This window comes from Streptomyces sp. NPDC058295, from assembly GCF_042880655.1.
GTDB classification, from domain to species: Bacteria; Actinomycetota; Actinomycetes; order Streptomycetales; family Streptomycetaceae; genus Streptomyces; species Streptomyces coriariae.
Genome location: NZ_JBHVYO010000035.1, coordinates 45,619 through 60,711, shown reverse-complemented (window position 1 = coordinate 60,711; position 15,093 = coordinate 45,619). Strand labels below are relative to the sequence as shown.

The window sequence follows — 15,093 nt, the reverse complement described above, 5'->3', positions numbered from 1 at the left end:
CGTATTCGCAGTACGCCGGCGCAGAACGGTCGACAGGTCTAGCCACCAGTCGGCCGTTTCTGCTGATCAGGGCGGTGCGCGCATAGATCCATCCTCTCCTGTCACGCCGCGAGGGCGTTGATCGCTTCCACGGTCTCGATCGCCGTCTGGTTACCCGCGTACCGAGGTGCGCTGAGCATCCCCGCCACCCGGTCCATCCGCTTCACGATCCACGAGATCTGTTCTTCCACTGGCAACGACAGCACCGCCGCGAGGGCATCGGCCGCGCCCTCGACGTCATCGAGTTGCACCCGGGCCGTCGCCAGGTAGATGTGGGCCAGCCGCTCGTCATCCAGCGACCGCTCCTCGGCCGGTCCGGACTGCCACAGCTCGATCGCCTCGAGGGCCTCCCGCTGCGCGCGTTCCGCGTCGTGCCCGCCCTCCAGCCAGATCAGGCTCGAGCCGGCGTAGTACGACTGCTTCGCCCGCGAGAACCCGAACAGACCTTCCAGGGAGTCCTGGCGCCGGATCCGCTCCCGCGCCGCCTCGGCACCGTTCAGCGCCGCGTTCGCCAGCCTCGAGTCACCGAGGTTCGCGAAGCACTGCGCCTCACCGCACCGCAGCCGGGCCTCACCGGTGCCGTGCCCGTGGCCAACCCACTGGTAGCCGTCCTGGATGTACTCCAGCGCCCGCCCGTAGTCGCCCTGAAAGCGGGCGATCAGAGACTTCGTCCCGGCCACCCAGGCCGCCAGCTCCGCATCCCCCGCGAACTCCGCGCACCGGCCGGCGGCCGTGGCGTGCTCGAGGGCCTCGTCTGCGTCGCCCATGTCGAGCAGCGCGTACGACAGGACACCGGACAGGCGACCCGCGGTGACGTACAGGTCCGAACGGTCCTGCGGCCGATGGTGACCCGAACGGATCCGCTCGAACGCCTCTCCGCGCAGAGCGTGCGCCCGGTCCATCATCGGCGCCGGCGGAGACGCCAGGTAGTCCACGGCCGTCGCGGCCACACCGTCCTGGAGCTCGCTGATGTCCAGATCCGCCAGCGCGGTGAGATCCCGCGACATTGCCAGCGCTGCCGCACGGGTCCGGTGCGCGACCGCAGCTTCCCTGCGCTCTCTGTCTTCCCGCTGCCACTGCTCCACCAGCGCGCCGTTCGCGCCGGTCGCCTCGTCCGCGGCCTCGGCCACGCACAGCGGAGTCGGCCGGCGGCCGGTCTCGAAGTTGTGCAGCGACGTCCGGTCGTAGCGCACGCGTTGCGCCAGGTCGGCGAGGGACATGTGAGCAGCCATACGCCACTCACGGAGCAGTTCCGGGAAGGTCGTCATGCCGTGAGTCTTCCTCCTCTCACATCTCGCCGGGAGGGCTTGCCGCCCTGTTCGTCGTCTTTGTCTGTTGGCAATCCGGAGCTGGGCTGATTGCCAACAGCTGCCTGAACTCCGGGGGTCCTGACCGGTGCTGGCATGGAGTCAGCACTGATCGACGATTTCGGAGGGGCGCATGCAGACCAGCTGTCAGTCATCTGCTTCGCCTTCCTTCTGTTCCGCTTCCAAGTCGGTGCGGCGGCCTGGCCGAAGGACCCGCGTGTCGAAGAACTGGTCGACTGCGTCTCCGGGGTACTTCGGGCGCGTGGACCCAGGCTCGAAGACGGGCTGCGGGAACTTCGGATCAGACCGGGCGATGCGGTGGACGCGCTGTCGGCTAAGGCCTCTGTGCTCCGCAATCTCCGGGATGGTCATCAACCGCGGGGCCTCCTTCTTTCTCTCGTTCGCCAATGACGCTCCCTCAGTATGGCCCAACCCTGTTGACAAAGTCCACCAGGTGTTGGACTCTAGTTTCAGCACAACGAACACGACCCCGAACCAGCTTTCGCCGGACCGGGGTCGCTTGTCCGAAGCGGTGTTGGAGCACCGCCAAGGACTGGAACCGCCCTACCTGCCACAACAGGAGGCCAGATCCGCCATGAAGGATCTCACGACAACCCCTTACAGGGCACCGCACCCCGGCAACTTCGTCCACCAGGACGCGCCGGTATCTACCGCCGACCAGATCGGCCCGCGTACACCGGGCACGGTGTACGACAACGCGGACGGCCTGTTCCAGGTCCTCGCCGTCGTCACCGACGTCGCCGAGGCCCGCCGCATCCTCCGCCGTAACGCCGCCCGCTTCGCCGTCCTCATCGAGGACCTCCACGACAGCAGCCAGCACTACACCGGTGCCACCTGGACCGGATCCGACCGCGTCCTGAAGGCGGTGGCGTGATGCTGAACCACGACGCCGGCCACTCCCACGGCCCCACCCCGCACCTCGTTCCCGGCTGCGCGCTCTGCGACGCCGACAAGGCCGCCCGCGACCGGGCGATCGGTCACCTGTCTGAAGCGCTGCGCATTCTGTCCGGGATCCAGTCCGACGACGCCTGGCCCACGATCCGCCTGAACCTCGCCCCGATCGGTATCACCGGTGACGACACCGGCCTGTGCCGCAGCATCGACCTGACGGCGAAGCAGGCGGAGTCCCTGTCGGACACGGTCGACTCCCTGTCCGCGTACGCCAGCAGCCAGCCCACCGCAGACGTGCCGGACACCTGGGTAGCGCCGGGTGAGGCCATCGCGTCGGGGGAGTGGTCGGCGGCCGCGGTCGCGCAGCACTCCCCGGAAGCCGCAGCGTTCATCACCGACACGTTCACCGAACTGGACCTGGTCCAGATCATGAAGGACGTTCTGGACCAGACCGAGGGCAGCAAGCTGAAGCTGGCCAGGACGCTCCTGCTGGACGAGTGGTTCGGCGAGATCGCTGACCCGTACGCGGATGAGGACGACGCCTGATGTCCGGCCTCGACGACACGTTGGACGACCTGTCCGGCTTCGGCTGGATCCCGGGCCTGGACCAGATGTTGGACGGGATCCGCATCGCGAAGGAAGCCGCCGCCAACGGCGAACTCTCCCTGGACGCGGCGCAGACGCTCCTCACGCTCCTCGGCAACCCGGACGGCCCGGACCTTCCCGAAGCGCTCGCCGGCCTCGCCGCCGACGTCACGAACCCGGCCACCAACCCCACCCTCGACGAACTCACCCAGAACACCAACCCGGACCCGGACGAGATCGCCCCGGACACCGTCAAGGAACTCCAGCGGCTCGGGGAGCAGCACGTACGCGACACCGCCGACTACACACCCCGCGACCACACCAACGAAGCCGCCGCCCTCATCAGCGGCATCTGACCCCAGGAGGAACCCCTTGCCTATCCACAAGGTCGACGAGAAGTCCGTACTCCCGCACATCGGAGGCTCCGGCATCACCGTTCCCGTCCGCGTCATCGCCGACGACGGAAACACCGCCCGCGTCCAGATCGAGGGCTGCGGCATCCACCTCCGCCAGGGCCAGATCCACACCGTGCCCTCCGACCAGATCAAGCCCCTCCGGTAACACGAGACCGCCGCCCGGTCTGGCCCCCTGGGCCGGGCGGCACCCCTCTGGCCCTGCCCGAGGCTGCATCACCCACCGCCCCCAGGGTGGTGCAGCCCCGAGCACGACCAGCCCCCACCACCAGACCACACCGATAGGACAGACCGTGGACCAGGACACCCGCGAACGCCACACCGCCCGCTGCTACTCCCTGTGGGCCGCCGCCACCAACTACCGCCGCTACGCCGCCGACATGGCGACCGCCGACAAGGCCAAGGCCGCCGCCCTCAACCTGACCGGCGAACTCCTCCTCATAGCCGTCATCGTCCTCGCCGGACTCGCCGGCTACTACCTCCTCCTCGACTGGAACCAGTGGCCGGCCGTCGTCCTCGCCATCCTCACCAGCTACGCCGCGAACAACGTTGCCGGGCCGGTCCTCAGCCAGATGTTCGTTCCCGTTCCCTCCGCCAACGAGCAGGAGAAGGAGACCGTCTGATGGCCACCACACTCCCCACCCCCGGCCCGCAGCAGCCCATCAGCGACGCCGAAGCCCGCATGCGGGTCTTCCAGATCATCGGCTCCGACATCCCGCCCGGCACCGCCGCCTACACCGGCGACTGGCACCAGGCCCTGAAGACCACCGCCCGCCGCTGGACCCCCACCCGCAGGCAGCGCATCACCCGCCGCCTCCGCCGCGCCCTCCACCTCGCCGCCTGACCCGGAAGGACACCGAACCCGTGACCACCACTCCGGCACCCGCCACCACGTGGCACCACGACACGCGTGTCCTCGACCAGCCCTACCCCACCCGCAACCACGCACCCAACGCCGTCGGCGACGACACCGACACCCGCCTCAACCTGGACCCCACTCAACTCGACTACCTGCGCGCCATCCACGAAGCCGGACACGCCGTCACCGTCCTCACCGGGCAGGCCCACCTCCATTCCGCCAAGATCGTCACAGGCGAAGCCACCACGCAGGAAGGCGGCGTCACCTACGCCTGCCACCTCGCCGACGGCCACGCCTACGCCATCTTCTCCGCCGCGGGAGAACGCGCCGTCGACCGGTGGCTGCGCGAAGCCGGCCTGTGGACCCCCGAGCGGGCCGTCGCCGTAGAGGAAGGCGCCCACGGCGACCGGGCCTCTTTCCTGGCTATCAACCCGCACGTCGGGTTCGGCGACAGGGCAGTCGACTACCTCGTCGTCCACGACCTCGCCGACCAGGCCCTGAACACGTGCTGGGAGGCCGTCCTCACCGTCGCCCGCGCACTCCACCGCGACCAGTACCTGACCGGGGACGCCATCGCCGCCCTCGCCGGACTGCCCAACACCCCCCACTGCACCGCCTGACCCTCCACCCGATACGCCAGGAAGGAACCCCGCCCATGCTGTCCACAGTGCAGAACGCGGTCGAGCAGATGCCCGTAACGGCATGGGCCGCCCTGCTCGCCCTGACCACCCTCGGCTTCGGCTACCGCATGGCCGCGAAGTCCCGCACCACCAAGAAGACCCGCGACCCGCAGAAACGGCGCACCCTCACCGGCTTCCTCGGCATGGGCCTCGTCGTCCTCCTTGGCTTCGGTCTCTCCGCCAACACCTCGATCGTCTTTGCCGAAGCCCGCCTCCACATGGTCGCGCCCTGGACCCTCACCGTCGGCCTCGCGCTGGAGGGCATCGTCCTCGGACTCACCGTCTACTCGTGGGCCTTTGAGGACAAGGGCACCGCGCGCGCCGCCTACCTCCTCGTCTTCGCCCAGGCCATCGGCGCCTTCGAGGTCGTCCGGTTCCAGCAGGAAGACATCGGGACCGCGGTCGTCCGCATCGTCGGTCCCGTCATGCTCGCCTACGGCCTGCACAAGCTTCTCGGTCTGGAGACGAAGCTCAAGAAGATCGAGATCAAGTCGGACGGCATCCTGGCCCGCTGGTGGCGTGACCGCCTCAAGCGCTTCGAGAGCCAGCTCGGCATCGGGTCCCGCGGCGCTGACGCGCAGGCCATCAGCCGACGCAACGCCCAGGACAAACTCATCGCCCTGGCCACGCTCGGTAAGCCCTGGTACATGCGGCAGCGCACCTACGACAAGGCGCTGATGCGCGCCGGCGACGCCTCCTTCCACGGCCTCAACGACACCCTGGACGAACTCGGCACCGAGATGCGGATCACCACCCGCATCGACCGCATGGGCGCCTTCAAGTCCCTCCCGGACCGGTCCGAGGCCTACGCCCTGCGCTCCCTGCGCCCCACATTTCGAGGCGAGGGCGCAGTAGGCGAGGCGCCCGACGACATAAGCGGTCTGACCAGCGAGGGCGCAGCAGGGCGCACCACAGGGCCCATCGAGGGCGCGCCCCAGGCGAACCCCGGCGAGGCGCAGGCGCAGCAGAGGCCCGACATGGGCGAAGCCGACCGTCACAGGCTCGCTTACGACCTCTACTTCGACCTCCGCGGCACCGGCCCCGCCCCCTCCCAGAACGCCTTCGAGCGGGCCTGGCGCGACGCCAAGTACGGCCTCAAGACCGACGACATCCGAGCCCTCTACAAGGAAATCCACACCAAGGTCACCGGTAACAACCCGTAACCAGAAGGAGAACCACCGATGGATCAGCGCGTGTTCGGCCCGTACTACGGCACCCCGCCCGAGGGCCGCAGTCCCCGCTCCACGATCGTCATCGCCCCGCCCGCCCTGCCGCGCGCCACGACCAGACGGCAGGACCCGCGGATCACGAAGCGCCGCCTACTGCTTGCTGTACGGCAGCTGACGAAACGCACCGCACCACAGAACCGTCCCTGACCAGTACAAACACCCCACCAGAAGGGAGGCCGACATGGCCCTGGACCAGCAGATCGGACAGCGGACGGCGCCCGCCGGCTCCGCACCCGTACGCCCCGCACCCACCCCGACGCGCAGGCCGGCCCCGGCCTCCCGCCCCGCCCCCGTAGCCCCCGATTACCCCTCCCGCCTGCACCTCCTCATCCCCGCCGGCGTCCGCAACCAGATGGCCGCCCTCGGTCTGTGGCAGAACCCCATCCCGCTCATCCCCTCCGACCACCTCACCCAGACGTTGGCTGTCCTCGAGCGGTACGGCTGGGGACGGTCCCTGGACTTCTCCCCGACGGGACGGATGTGCATCCGCGGCGCCCAGACCCTCCTCGAGCGCACCGGACACGTCACCCCAGCCTCACGGAACCGGGCCGTCGACTACATGCAGCAGACCCTCCGCGAGCACGGCGTCCATGGGCCGTTCTTCGCCTGGAACGACCCGCCCGAGCGCACGTTCGCGCAGGTCAGCAACCTCATCACTTTGTCCGCGCACGCCGCCCGCAAGAACGGAGAATAAGCCCCCATGTCCCCCGAGGAATTCCACAACGAATTCGCCCCCGAATTCGCCACCGAGACCAGCGCATACGGCAACACCGTGTATCCGGTTAAGCCCGGCCTGACCAGGCGCGGAAAGGTTGCCCTGGCTGTCGGCGTCACCGTGATTGCGAGCGGAGGAATGCTGACCTGGCAGCACTACGCCGCGCAGGCCCAGGAGAACGGCCTGAAGTCCCAGGAACTCGCCCTGAAGCAGCAGGAATTGCGCATCCAGGAACTGAAGGAAATCAACAAGGCGACCGCTGCTCAGAGTAAGGAGCAGGAGGCCGAGGAAGCCGACCGGAAGAAGTTTGTCGACGCCTGTGTGCAGGCCGACAAGAGCCTGATCGGCAAGCAGATGGGCGTGAAGTACAGCTCGGTCGTGTCGGACTGCCAGGCCCAGTACCAGGGCGGCGGAAGCAGCGCGGCCGGGACCGACATGGCTTCGGTCGGGTCTGCCGAAGGCGCTGGCGGTGGTGGCGGCAGCAGCATCAACTCCACGGGCCTGCTGGCCATCACGGCCGGCGGCGGGATGCTCATCGCAGTGGCCGCACGCCGCACCAAGAAGGTCAACGCAAAGTAACCGTTGATGTTCATTCCTCACTCACTGACACCGCTGGATGCCCAGGATCCGGGTCTCGTATGACCGGTCGGCCGGGCATCCACGGCAGGAATGAATGAGGAATGAAGTGACAGAGAGTGAGGATTGATGGCGACCGACACGGTCCCCGCAGCGGTCCCCATGCCGCCCGAACCGCCGAACGGGACGCCTGCTGCCACCCACCACAACAACCCCGCCAAGGGGTTCCTCGCGTCGATGGTGGCCCCCGTGGAACCCGCCCGCCCCACCACCTTCGACCTCGCCCCCATCCCCGACACCACCGGCACCGACACAGGCGACCAGGTCGTGGACCGCTCCACCCCCGGCATGTCCTCCGCATCCTTCCGGGACGCCCAGGACGCAGCCCAAAATGACCCGTCCGGGGAAAAGCGGAAAGGCCAGGGATCCATTTGGAAAGCCTGGCTTCTGGCCGGAGCGCAGCGCTGGGCGAAGGGCGGCGGCACCGCCAACAAGCGCCTCGACATGCGCAAGGCGAGGGCCCAGTCACACCAGGTGAAAGAAGCCCGGACGACGACCGTCAACAAGTCCGGCGGATTCCCCATCCGTAATTCCGGTGGTGCCGGTGGCGGCGCGAAGGGAATCGACAGGAAGCCCGGCCCGAATAGCGGCGGAAAAGGACCGGTCAACGCATCGCCAAACCGTTCCGGTGGCGCAGGATCGGGCGGATCCGGAGGCGGCGCGGGTAAGCAGCACGGCACCCAGAAGACGCCCGCTGCGAAGCAGCAACCGGCCGCCAAGCACCAGGGGAAGGGCACGCCCGGCGCGGGCGGAGCTGGCTCCGCAGGCGGGAACTCCGGGACCGGCGCAGGCACGCCCCGTAGCGGCCACGACACCAAGACCAAGACCTCCGGCGGCAAGACCCCCGGGAAGACCCCCGGTGCTGGCAACGGCAACGGACCCCGCAACGGCGCTGGCGGTTCCGGGAAGCAGGGATCGTCCGGGAAGAACGGGACCGCGGGCAAGGACGGACAGTCCGGCACCACTGGATCCGGCAGCAGCCGAACCGCCGGCACCCAAGGCCAGGGCCAGGGCCAGGGCCACGACGCGGCCCTCCACAAGGGCAAGAAGAAGCCCGGCGAGCAGCACGACACCCGGACCCCGCTCGAGAAGACCCGCGAGGCCGGCCACAAGGACGGCAGCACCGTCCGCGACGTCGTTGACCACGTCATGGCCTACGTCGACGGAGGAGTCGACGGCTGGCACGACAAGAAAGACCAGAACGCCAAGGAACACGCCCGCCTCGACAAGGCCTACGACGACCACGCCAAGGGCGGCCGCACCCAGGCCGCCATCGCCGCCGACAAGGAGGACGACGGAGTGTCCACGGACATCAAGCCGCTCACCGTCAAGAAGATCGACGCCAACACCCTCACCCTGGGCACCGACGCCACCCGCCCCACCTACAGCCGCCGCGAGCTGCGCAACTTCAAGCAGTACGAACACAAGCTGGAAGCGAAGGAAGCCGACCTCCAGAAGATCGCCGAAGCGTGCACCCAGCTGAAGCACGAAGCGGAGAACGAGGCCAGGGAGTGCCAGTCCCTCGCCGAACAGGCCAAGAGCGTCGAAGGCGGCGAGAAGCTCCTCACCACCCTGAACCGGCTCGCCGAAGCCGCGAAGAACCAGGCCGCCGAAGCCGGCGAACTCACCAAGAAGGCCCAGCGCGCCGCGGAACTGTGCAAGACCGTCCTCACCAACATCCAGACCCGGTACACGCCGCTGTACAAGGCCGTCGTCGACTCCGACGAGACCAAGCCCGCAGAGCTCCGCTTCTACAACGACAAGGGCGTCTACGCCACCGCCGCCTGACCAGACCCAGGAGACCCCGAACATGTCGACAGACCTGACGTACAAGGCCCTGATGCGGGCCGTGCAGCAAAAGCAGCAGACCCTCGCCCGCAACGCAGAGAACGTCAAGCAGGCCGCGGACACCATCACCCAGCACGCCGACGACACCGCCAAGGACGCCGACATCCTGGGCGCCAAGTCCGTCGACCGCGACTCCGTCGCCGAATGCCAGGAACTCTCCAAGGCCATCCGCGGCGTCTCCGACACCGCCAACACCTACGCCGCGAAGGGCGTCGACACCGCCAAGGCGGCGAAGGCGGCCGCGGACCAGGCCCGCAGCACCCACGGCGGCTTCCAGGAGGCCTTCGACCGTTCCAGCATCACCGGCATCGAGGACGTCAGCCGCGACTGGTTCGAGCAGGAATAACCCCCCGCCCCTCCGGCGGCCCGGACACCCGGGCCGCCCCACCCCACTCGAAGACAAGGAGCCCCACCCGTGTCCACGAACACCCACTCCGCGCCCCGCACCGAACCTGCGGAGCGGGCCGCCGCCCTCGGCCAGACCCTCCTTCCGATCGCCGTCGGCGCCATCGCGCCGATGCTTGAGCCTTCCGCCGCCGCCCTCGCCGGCGGCGCCTACCTGGCCGGGGCAGCCCTCGTGTACGCCAACTTCACCGACCAGCTCGGCAGCTGGGCCGACGACCTCCCCGGCATCGACATCGCCCGCAAGCACCGCGACACCCTCGGCATCACCGCCATCACCACCGGCATGGCCCTCGGACTCGGCACCTTCGGCGGCCCCGAAGCCTCCGACCTCCTCATGGCCGGAGTCACACAAATCGCCACCCACCCCCTGCCCGGCATCCTGTCCCTCGGCTGGTGGGCAGGCGTCGCCCTGATCCCGGTCAAGCTCCGCAACGTCCTCGGACGCAAAAAGACCAAGGCCGCCCCCGCCGGGACCGCCGCATCCCTCAACCACGGGCCCGCCGCCCCCATCACCCTCGCCGACCAGATCATGGCCTCCTGGGACGCCCACATCTCCCACCCCGACAAGGGCACCCACCGCCACCAGATCCTCACCGACGTCACCGTGTACACAGACCGGTGGACCGGCCGCATCATCGCCCCGTCCGGCGCCTCAGTGAACGTCAGCAAAGACGCCGTCTCCTCCGTCTACAAGAAGAACGCCGGATGGATCACCATCCAGCACGGCGACCACGCAGGCGAAGCCCTCATCACCGTCTCCCACAACGCACCCGCCGACCTCGACCCGACCACCCTCGAAGGCGCGTGGAAGAAGCGCGTGGCCACCTCCGGCGGCGCCATGCCGAAAACCCACCTCGAGAAGGTCACCGACGACCCCAACACCGGTGGCAAAGCCGCCTGGGTCGTCGCCGACGACGACATGAAGGGCGCCCTCAAAGCCCCCGACCTCATCGACCTGGCGGGCGACCTCCGTAAATCCCCCCTGCTGATCTCCTACGAACCCAACTCCACAAATGTCCGCAAGGGGATCATCCGCGTCATGGATACCAACCCCCTCGAGACCGGTCACGCCTTCCAAGGCCTCGACTCCATGAAGGCCTCCGCCGGCGGCTGGTTCCCCGTCGGGAAAATCATCTCCGGCCACCCGGCACGCTTCCAAATGTTCGACCCCGCCCTCGGCGCACTCCACATCGTCATCGCCGGCACCACCGGCAGCGGCAAGGGCGGAGCCACCCAGGTCGTATGCCTCGGATACCACGCCAACGGTGCCGCCATTCTCTACGCCGACCCCAAGGGCGCATCCAACCCCGCCATCCCCAAGATGGCCGCCTACTCCGGCCTCCAAAAGCACGGCGCGCTCGGCGCCATGCGCCTGTCCTACTGGGTCCTCCAGCACCGCATCGAAGAGGCCGCCAAGTACGACCTGAAGAACTTCCAGCCCTCCGCCATGCGGCCCTGGTGCCCCACCGTCCTCGACGAAGCCCCCCAGATGCTCGCCCCCAAGGTCCCCAACCGGGCCGAGGCCGTCCACATCGTCAAAGCCGGCGCCGCCCTCGGCCGATCCATGGGCATGCCCTGGGCCCTCATCACCCAGACCATCAACTTGGACCAGATGGGCGGCGAACAGGCCATCCGCGCCAACCTCCTCGCCGGCGGCGCCTGGTTGATCCTGCGCACCGACTCCGACCAGGTCAACCTCGGCGACCTCCCCGACAACTTCAAGGGCATCGACCCCTCCAAGATCCCCGCGGTCTGGCCCACTGAGGACGAATCCCTCATCTACGACCCCGACATCCCCGAGAACGACCCCCGCCGTACCTTCGGCCTCGGCTACCTCGCTGCCCCCGGCGGCCGCCCCGGCATGATGCGCATCGACACTCTTGAAGACGCCACCCCCCACATCCGCCCCGACCTCGTCGCTGCCCCCGAGGACGTCCCCTGGTGGGGCGACGAGACCAAGATGGAGGAGCTCGCCTGCACGCCGCTGCCCGGGTTCGAGGAGAAGGGTGACGGAAGCGATGACGAGGACGCCGGCTCCCGCCAAGTCCTCGCCACCGGCATGACCTTTCAGAAGAAGGAACCCACCGCAGAAGAGAAGATCCTCACCGCGCTCCGCGACGAAGCCGACCCCATCCACCTCGACTACCTCAGCGGCGCCGCCGACATCGACCCCGACGACTTCGAGATCACCTACACAGACCGGCTCGCCCTCCTGACCACCACCGGCCTGAAGGAAGGCACCTTCGCCAACGCCCTCGGCAAGCTTGAGACCGCAGGAAAAATCCACCGGATCGCGGAAGGCAAGGCCGTCCGCGTTGCCCTCGGCCGCCCCATCGGCGACACAGCCGCGTAGCCAGCGACCGAAGCGACCCGCCCCCAGACACACCGGATTCTGGGGGCCGTTGCGTGCACAGGGGATACCAGCCCAGACAGACCCCCGGATCTACGGCAGCATCAGAACTGCACGGCCCGGACAACCGTCCTTGGTTAGCGTCCCCGCGCCCGCCGCAGAGGTTTCGCCCGGGCCGTGCACACCCCGCATATATGCACCCCCACCGGGCATCAGCCCCACACAGCTCGGGGACCCTCCCCCTGGACTCCGAGCACTCCGGCCCTCGCACACCGCCACCCCCCAGGCGGCATGCGAGGGCCGCCCCCATCTCAGCCGTAGTAGTCGTCCGTATACGTCGGACCCGACGGCTCGTCCTCACACCCCTCGGACCGATCCGGCGTCCCATGCATGACCACCAAGCTGTACCCCCGCGGCAGACCACACCCCTTATCCGCCCACTGCCCAGCCATCGCAGTCCACGCGATCAGCACCACCAGAACAGCCACGATCTTGAATGTGCGTGAGGGCCGCCAGCCCCGCTTCTCCGACTCCGTCATGCCGCGCAGCATCCCCCCACCCCCCAGGCAGGGGGAACGCTTCGGCCCAAATCGGCGATCATCTGTGACAAGGCGCGGGGCCTGACAACCACACACGAGCGGGAGCCCCACCGCCATGACCGCTTCCAAGCTGAAGCAAGACGAGACCACCGTCCGCCGCACCAAACTCCTCAAGCTGCGCCGTGAAGGCGTGCGCTACGACGACCAACGCATCCTGGACCTGGGCTACTCGGACAGCGGCAGCGCACGCAAAGACCTCGTACGCGCCCTCAAAGCCCACCGCGACGAGGAAGCAGCCGAAGTCGGCATCTACCGGCAGCAGGAGAACGAGCGCCTGGACGCCCTCCTCGAGGCCGCATGGCCGCGCGCCACCACGCCCAGCCCCGTCTTCGACAAGGAAGGCGACATCGTCGACCACGCCCTGGACATGCGGGCCGTCGACACCGTCCTTCGCCTCATGGACCGCCGCGCCAAACTCAACGGCCTGGACATGCCCGCCAAGGCCGAACTGTCCGGCCCGGGCGGGGGAGCCGTACCCATCGGCCCCGTTGGCATGACCGAACTGCGCAACCTGATCCGTACCGCTGGCGAACCCGACGACGACGTCGACGACCCAGACGACGGCGAGGACACGGATGACGACGGCAACCACGCCTGACCCCTTCCTCGAAGACGACGTCGCCCAGGAAGCCGAGGCCTACCTCCAACTCCGGGACGAATACCGGCGCCTCAACCGGGCCCAACGCTGGCGAATAGCCAGCCACGCCACCGCCGAAGTCCGTGCCGTCATCGCCCACATCGAACGCGAGATGGCCCTCGAACGGTCCCCGGGGTCCATGTCGGCGATCCTCACCGACGGCCGGGAGAAGCAAGCCGCGCACCTGGACCTGATCGACAGGGTGTTCCGCGACATCGCCCGCGGCCGCCCCCGCAAGGTACTCATCACCATGCCCCCGAGGCACGGAAAGAGCCGGCGTGCCGCCCGCTGGGCGCCCCTCTGGTACCTGTCCCGGCACCCCGACCACCGCGTGATGATCGCCTCCTACAGCGCCGACCTCGCAGACGACCACGGCCGATGGATCCGCGACGCCATCAACACCTACGGCCCCGCGATCGGGCTGTCCCTCCACGCCGGCTCTAAAGCAGCCAACCGCTTCGACCTCGCCAACCCCGAGACCGGGGAACGCCTCGAAGGCGGCCTCGTCACCGCTGGCGTCGGCGGCGGACTCACCGGCAAGGGCGCACACCTCGCAGTCGTCGACGACCCCATCAAAGACGCTGCGGACGCCGAATCCCCCACCATGCGGAAACGCCTGTGGGACTGGTGGACATCCGTCCTCAACACCCGCATCGAGCCCGGCGGCTCCATCATCGTCATCCAGACCAGATGGCACGAGGACGACCTTGCCGGACGGATCCTCGCAGGTGAAGACGCATCCGACTGGACAATCCTCGACCTGCCCGCCATCTGCGACAGCGAAGACGACCCCCTCGAACGCGAGATCGGCCGACCGCTGTGGCCGCTCCGCTACGGCATCAAGGCTCTCGAGAAGATCCGTCGCGCGGTCGGGGAACGTGTCTGGTGGTCCCTGTACCAGCAGAAGCCGCGCCCGCTCGAGGGCGGCGTGTGGAAGTGGCCGTGGATCACCGACAACCGGATCACGCCGATGGCGTTCCGCGGCATCGACCTCACCCGCACCATCGTCGCTGTCGACCAGGCCGGCGGTGCAGGCGACACCCACGACGAAACCGGCATCATCGGCGCCGGCCGCACCGACGACGGCAACGTGTACGTCCTCGCCGACCGCTCCGACAACATGGGCGCCGACACCTGGGGCCACGTCGCCTGCCGCCTCGCCATCGAGCTCCAGGCAGACGCCTTCGTCGTAGAGGACAACTTCGGCGGCGACCAATCCGCGCAGATCATCCGCCAGGCCTGGCGCGACCTTGAGCGCAGCGGCGAGACGCAGGGCCTGCTTATGCCGCGGATCATCCCTGTGCACGCCAAGCAGGGAAAGAAGCTACGGGCCGAACCGATCGCGCAGCTCGCCTCCCAGGCTTTGATCCACCACGTGGGCGAGTTCCCCCGCCTGGAAGGCCAGCTCGTCACGTGGATCCCCGGTATGGACTCCCCTGACCGTATGGACGCCTACGTCCACGCTTGCACCGAGCTTGCCGACCCCATGCAGGAAGGCTTGGGAACCCAGCACTACAGCGACCAGCGGCTGCGTGGGCGTAGGTGAAGTTGCCAACGTGGTGAAGTCAACTAGGAGTTGGGAGCGGCAAGTTGCGGGGTCCCAATTGGTATCCGCACTTTGCTCAGTCTGCGAAATGGCAGGTCAAAGCTTTGCAGTCATCGTTTGGCAGTGAAAGTTGCAGGCGTGATTTGGGCCCAGCCAGTTCGTCACCCTTACAAAACCGATGTACATTGGCTGCGTGCCAAAGCATCTCGAGATGCGATGCGCCACACAACGCAGAACCGCCCCCCTGGCTGGGAGGCGGTCCTGGTTTCTAGCGGGCTGCCGGATCTGGGACTAGTGGTGTACCGCCAACTGGAGGTAGAGGTCCAGGAGGCT

Annotated in this window: 17 protein-coding genes; 16 read left to right on the top strand and 1 reads right to left on the bottom strand. The window is 68.2% G+C overall.

Translation table 11 applies throughout. From position 1 onward, the window contains the following. Nucleotides 1-101: 101 nt before the first annotated feature. Nucleotides 102-1,307, bottom strand: coding sequence for a helix-turn-helix domain-containing protein (locus ACFVYS_RS31070; protein WP_389507419.1), 1,206 nt, complete (start codon nucleotides 1,305-1,307; stop codon nucleotides 102-104). A gap of 634 nt (nucleotides 1,308-1,941) precedes the next feature. On the opposite strand from ACFVYS_RS31070, the gene ACFVYS_RS31065 reads away from it, so the two are divergent. The 16 genes from ACFVYS_RS31065 to ACFVYS_RS30990 all read left to right on the top strand — a co-directional run bounded on the left by ACFVYS_RS31065 (nucleotide 1,942) and on the right by ACFVYS_RS30990 (nucleotide 14,760). After that, complete coding sequence (locus ACFVYS_RS31065; RefSeq protein ID WP_389507417.1) at nucleotides 1,942-2,241, top strand: hypothetical protein; 300 nt, start codon at nucleotides 1,942-1,944, stop codon at nucleotides 2,239-2,241. Then, nucleotides 2,241-2,804, top strand: a complete 564-nt coding sequence (locus ACFVYS_RS31060; RefSeq protein WP_389507415.1) for a hypothetical protein — start codon at nucleotides 2,241-2,243, stop codon at nucleotides 2,802-2,804. Before ACFVYS_RS31065 ends, ACFVYS_RS31060 begins: the two co-directional genes overlap by 1 nt. Further along, the gene (locus tag ACFVYS_RS31055; protein ID WP_389507413.1) at nucleotides 2,804-3,199 is read left to right on the top strand and encodes a hypothetical protein; all 396 of its coding nucleotides are present in this window, start codon (nucleotides 2,804-2,806) and stop codon (nucleotides 3,197-3,199) included. The genes ACFVYS_RS31060 and ACFVYS_RS31055 overlap by 1 nt, the downstream gene beginning before the upstream one ends. A 16-nt stretch (nucleotides 3,200-3,215) precedes the next feature. After that, complete coding sequence (locus ACFVYS_RS31050; RefSeq protein WP_389507411.1) at nucleotides 3,216-3,404, top strand: hypothetical protein; 189 nt, start codon at nucleotides 3,216-3,218, stop codon at nucleotides 3,402-3,404. A gap of 145 nt (nucleotides 3,405-3,549) precedes the next feature. Then, nucleotides 3,550-3,879, top strand: coding sequence for a hypothetical protein (locus ACFVYS_RS31045; RefSeq protein ID WP_389507410.1), 330 nt, complete (start codon nucleotides 3,550-3,552; stop codon nucleotides 3,877-3,879). Beyond that, on the top strand, nucleotides 3,879-4,100 hold the full coding sequence (locus tag ACFVYS_RS31040) for a hypothetical protein (RefSeq protein WP_389507408.1): 222 nt from the start codon (nucleotides 3,879-3,881) through the stop codon (nucleotides 4,098-4,100). The genes ACFVYS_RS31045 and ACFVYS_RS31040 overlap by 1 nt, the downstream gene beginning before the upstream one ends. A gap of 20 nt (nucleotides 4,101-4,120) precedes the next feature. Then, nucleotides 4,121-4,735 carry a hypothetical protein gene (locus ACFVYS_RS31035; RefSeq protein WP_389507406.1) on the top strand — a complete coding sequence of 205 codons (615 nt, stop codon included), beginning with the start codon at nucleotides 4,121-4,123 and terminating at the stop codon, nucleotides 4,733-4,735. Between the two features lie 35 nt (nucleotides 4,736-4,770). Continuing rightward, on the top strand, nucleotides 4,771-5,958 hold the full coding sequence (locus ACFVYS_RS31030; RefSeq protein WP_389507404.1) for a hypothetical protein: 1,188 nt from the start codon (nucleotides 4,771-4,773) through the stop codon (nucleotides 5,956-5,958). 18 nt (nucleotides 5,959-5,976) lie between these two features. After that, nucleotides 5,977-6,171, top strand: a complete 195-nt coding sequence (locus ACFVYS_RS31025; RefSeq protein WP_389507402.1) for a hypothetical protein — start codon at nucleotides 5,977-5,979, stop codon at nucleotides 6,169-6,171. A 34-nt stretch (nucleotides 6,172-6,205) separates the two neighbouring features. Further along, nucleotides 6,206-6,718: a hypothetical protein gene (locus ACFVYS_RS31020; protein ID WP_389507400.1), complete on the top strand. Its 513-nt coding sequence runs from the start codon at nucleotides 6,206-6,208 to the stop codon at nucleotides 6,716-6,718. Nucleotides 6,719-6,724: 6 nt separating this feature from the next. Further along, on the top strand, nucleotides 6,725-7,318 hold the full coding sequence (locus ACFVYS_RS31015; RefSeq protein WP_389507398.1) for a hypothetical protein: 594 nt from the start codon (nucleotides 6,725-6,727) through the stop codon (nucleotides 7,316-7,318). Nucleotides 7,319-7,444: 126 nt separating this feature from the next. Next, on the top strand, nucleotides 7,445-9,163 hold the full coding sequence (locus tag ACFVYS_RS31010) for a hypothetical protein (protein WP_389507396.1): 1,719 nt from the start codon (nucleotides 7,445-7,447) through the stop codon (nucleotides 9,161-9,163). Nucleotides 9,164-9,185: 22 nt separating this feature from the next. Then, nucleotides 9,186-9,569: a hypothetical protein gene (locus ACFVYS_RS31005; RefSeq protein ID WP_389507394.1), complete on the top strand. Its 384-nt coding sequence runs from the start codon at nucleotides 9,186-9,188 to the stop codon at nucleotides 9,567-9,569. A gap of 69 nt (nucleotides 9,570-9,638) precedes the next feature. Next, nucleotides 9,639-11,981 (top strand): type IV secretory system conjugative DNA transfer family protein, encoded by a 2,343-nt coding sequence (locus tag ACFVYS_RS31000; protein WP_389507392.1) that lies wholly within the window; start codon nucleotides 9,639-9,641, stop codon nucleotides 11,979-11,981. Between the two features lie 651 nt (nucleotides 11,982-12,632). Then, nucleotides 12,633-13,175 carry a hypothetical protein gene (locus tag ACFVYS_RS30995; protein WP_389507390.1) on the top strand — a complete coding sequence of 181 codons (543 nt, stop codon included), beginning with the start codon at nucleotides 12,633-12,635 and terminating at the stop codon, nucleotides 13,173-13,175. Next, nucleotides 13,153-14,760 carry a terminase large subunit domain-containing protein gene (locus ACFVYS_RS30990; protein ID WP_389507388.1) on the top strand — a complete coding sequence of 536 codons (1,608 nt, stop codon included), beginning with the start codon at nucleotides 13,153-13,155 and terminating at the stop codon, nucleotides 14,758-14,760. The genes ACFVYS_RS30995 and ACFVYS_RS30990 overlap by 23 nt, the downstream gene beginning before the upstream one ends. The last annotated feature ends 333 nt before the right edge of the window (nucleotides 14,761-15,093 follow it).

Excerpts from the sequence above, each read along its gene's own strand:
- ACFVYS_RS31020 (WP_389507400.1), top strand. The coding sequence starts at position 6,206 with ATGGCCCTGGACCAGCAGATCGGACAGCGGACGGCGCCCGCCGGCTCC.
- ACFVYS_RS31010 (WP_389507396.1), top strand. The coding sequence starts at position 7,445 with ATGGCGACCGACACGGTCCCCGCAGCGGTCCCCATGCCGCCCGAACCG.
- ACFVYS_RS30995 (WP_389507390.1), top strand. The coding sequence starts at position 12,633 with ATGACCGCTTCCAAGCTGAAGCAAGACGAGACCACCGTCCGCCGCACC.
- ACFVYS_RS31060 (WP_389507415.1), top strand. The coding sequence starts at position 2,241 with ATGCTGAACCACGACGCCGGCCACTCCCACGGCCCCACCCCGCACCTC.
- ACFVYS_RS31030 (WP_389507404.1), top strand. The coding sequence starts at position 4,771 with ATGCTGTCCACAGTGCAGAACGCGGTCGAGCAGATGCCCGTAACGGCA.
- ACFVYS_RS31025 (WP_389507402.1), top strand. The coding sequence starts at position 5,977 with ATGGATCAGCGCGTGTTCGGCCCGTACTACGGCACCCCGCCCGAGGGC.
- ACFVYS_RS30990 (WP_389507388.1), top strand. The coding sequence starts at position 13,153 with ATGACGACGGCAACCACGCCTGACCCCTTCCTCGAAGACGACGTCGCC.
- ACFVYS_RS31070 (WP_389507419.1), bottom strand. The coding sequence starts at position 1,307 with ATGACGACCTTCCCGGAACTGCTCCGTGAGTGGCGTATGGCTGCTCAC.
- ACFVYS_RS31040 (WP_389507408.1), top strand. The coding sequence starts at position 3,879 with ATGGCCACCACACTCCCCACCCCCGGCCCGCAGCAGCCCATCAGCGAC.
- ACFVYS_RS31015 (WP_389507398.1), top strand. The coding sequence starts at position 6,725 with ATGTCCCCCGAGGAATTCCACAACGAATTCGCCCCCGAATTCGCCACC.
- ACFVYS_RS31005 (WP_389507394.1), top strand. The coding sequence starts at position 9,186 with ATGTCGACAGACCTGACGTACAAGGCCCTGATGCGGGCCGTGCAGCAA.
- ACFVYS_RS31065 (WP_389507417.1), top strand. The coding sequence starts at position 1,942 with ATGAAGGATCTCACGACAACCCCTTACAGGGCACCGCACCCCGGCAAC.
- ACFVYS_RS31055 (WP_389507413.1), top strand. The coding sequence starts at position 2,804 with ATGTCCGGCCTCGACGACACGTTGGACGACCTGTCCGGCTTCGGCTGG.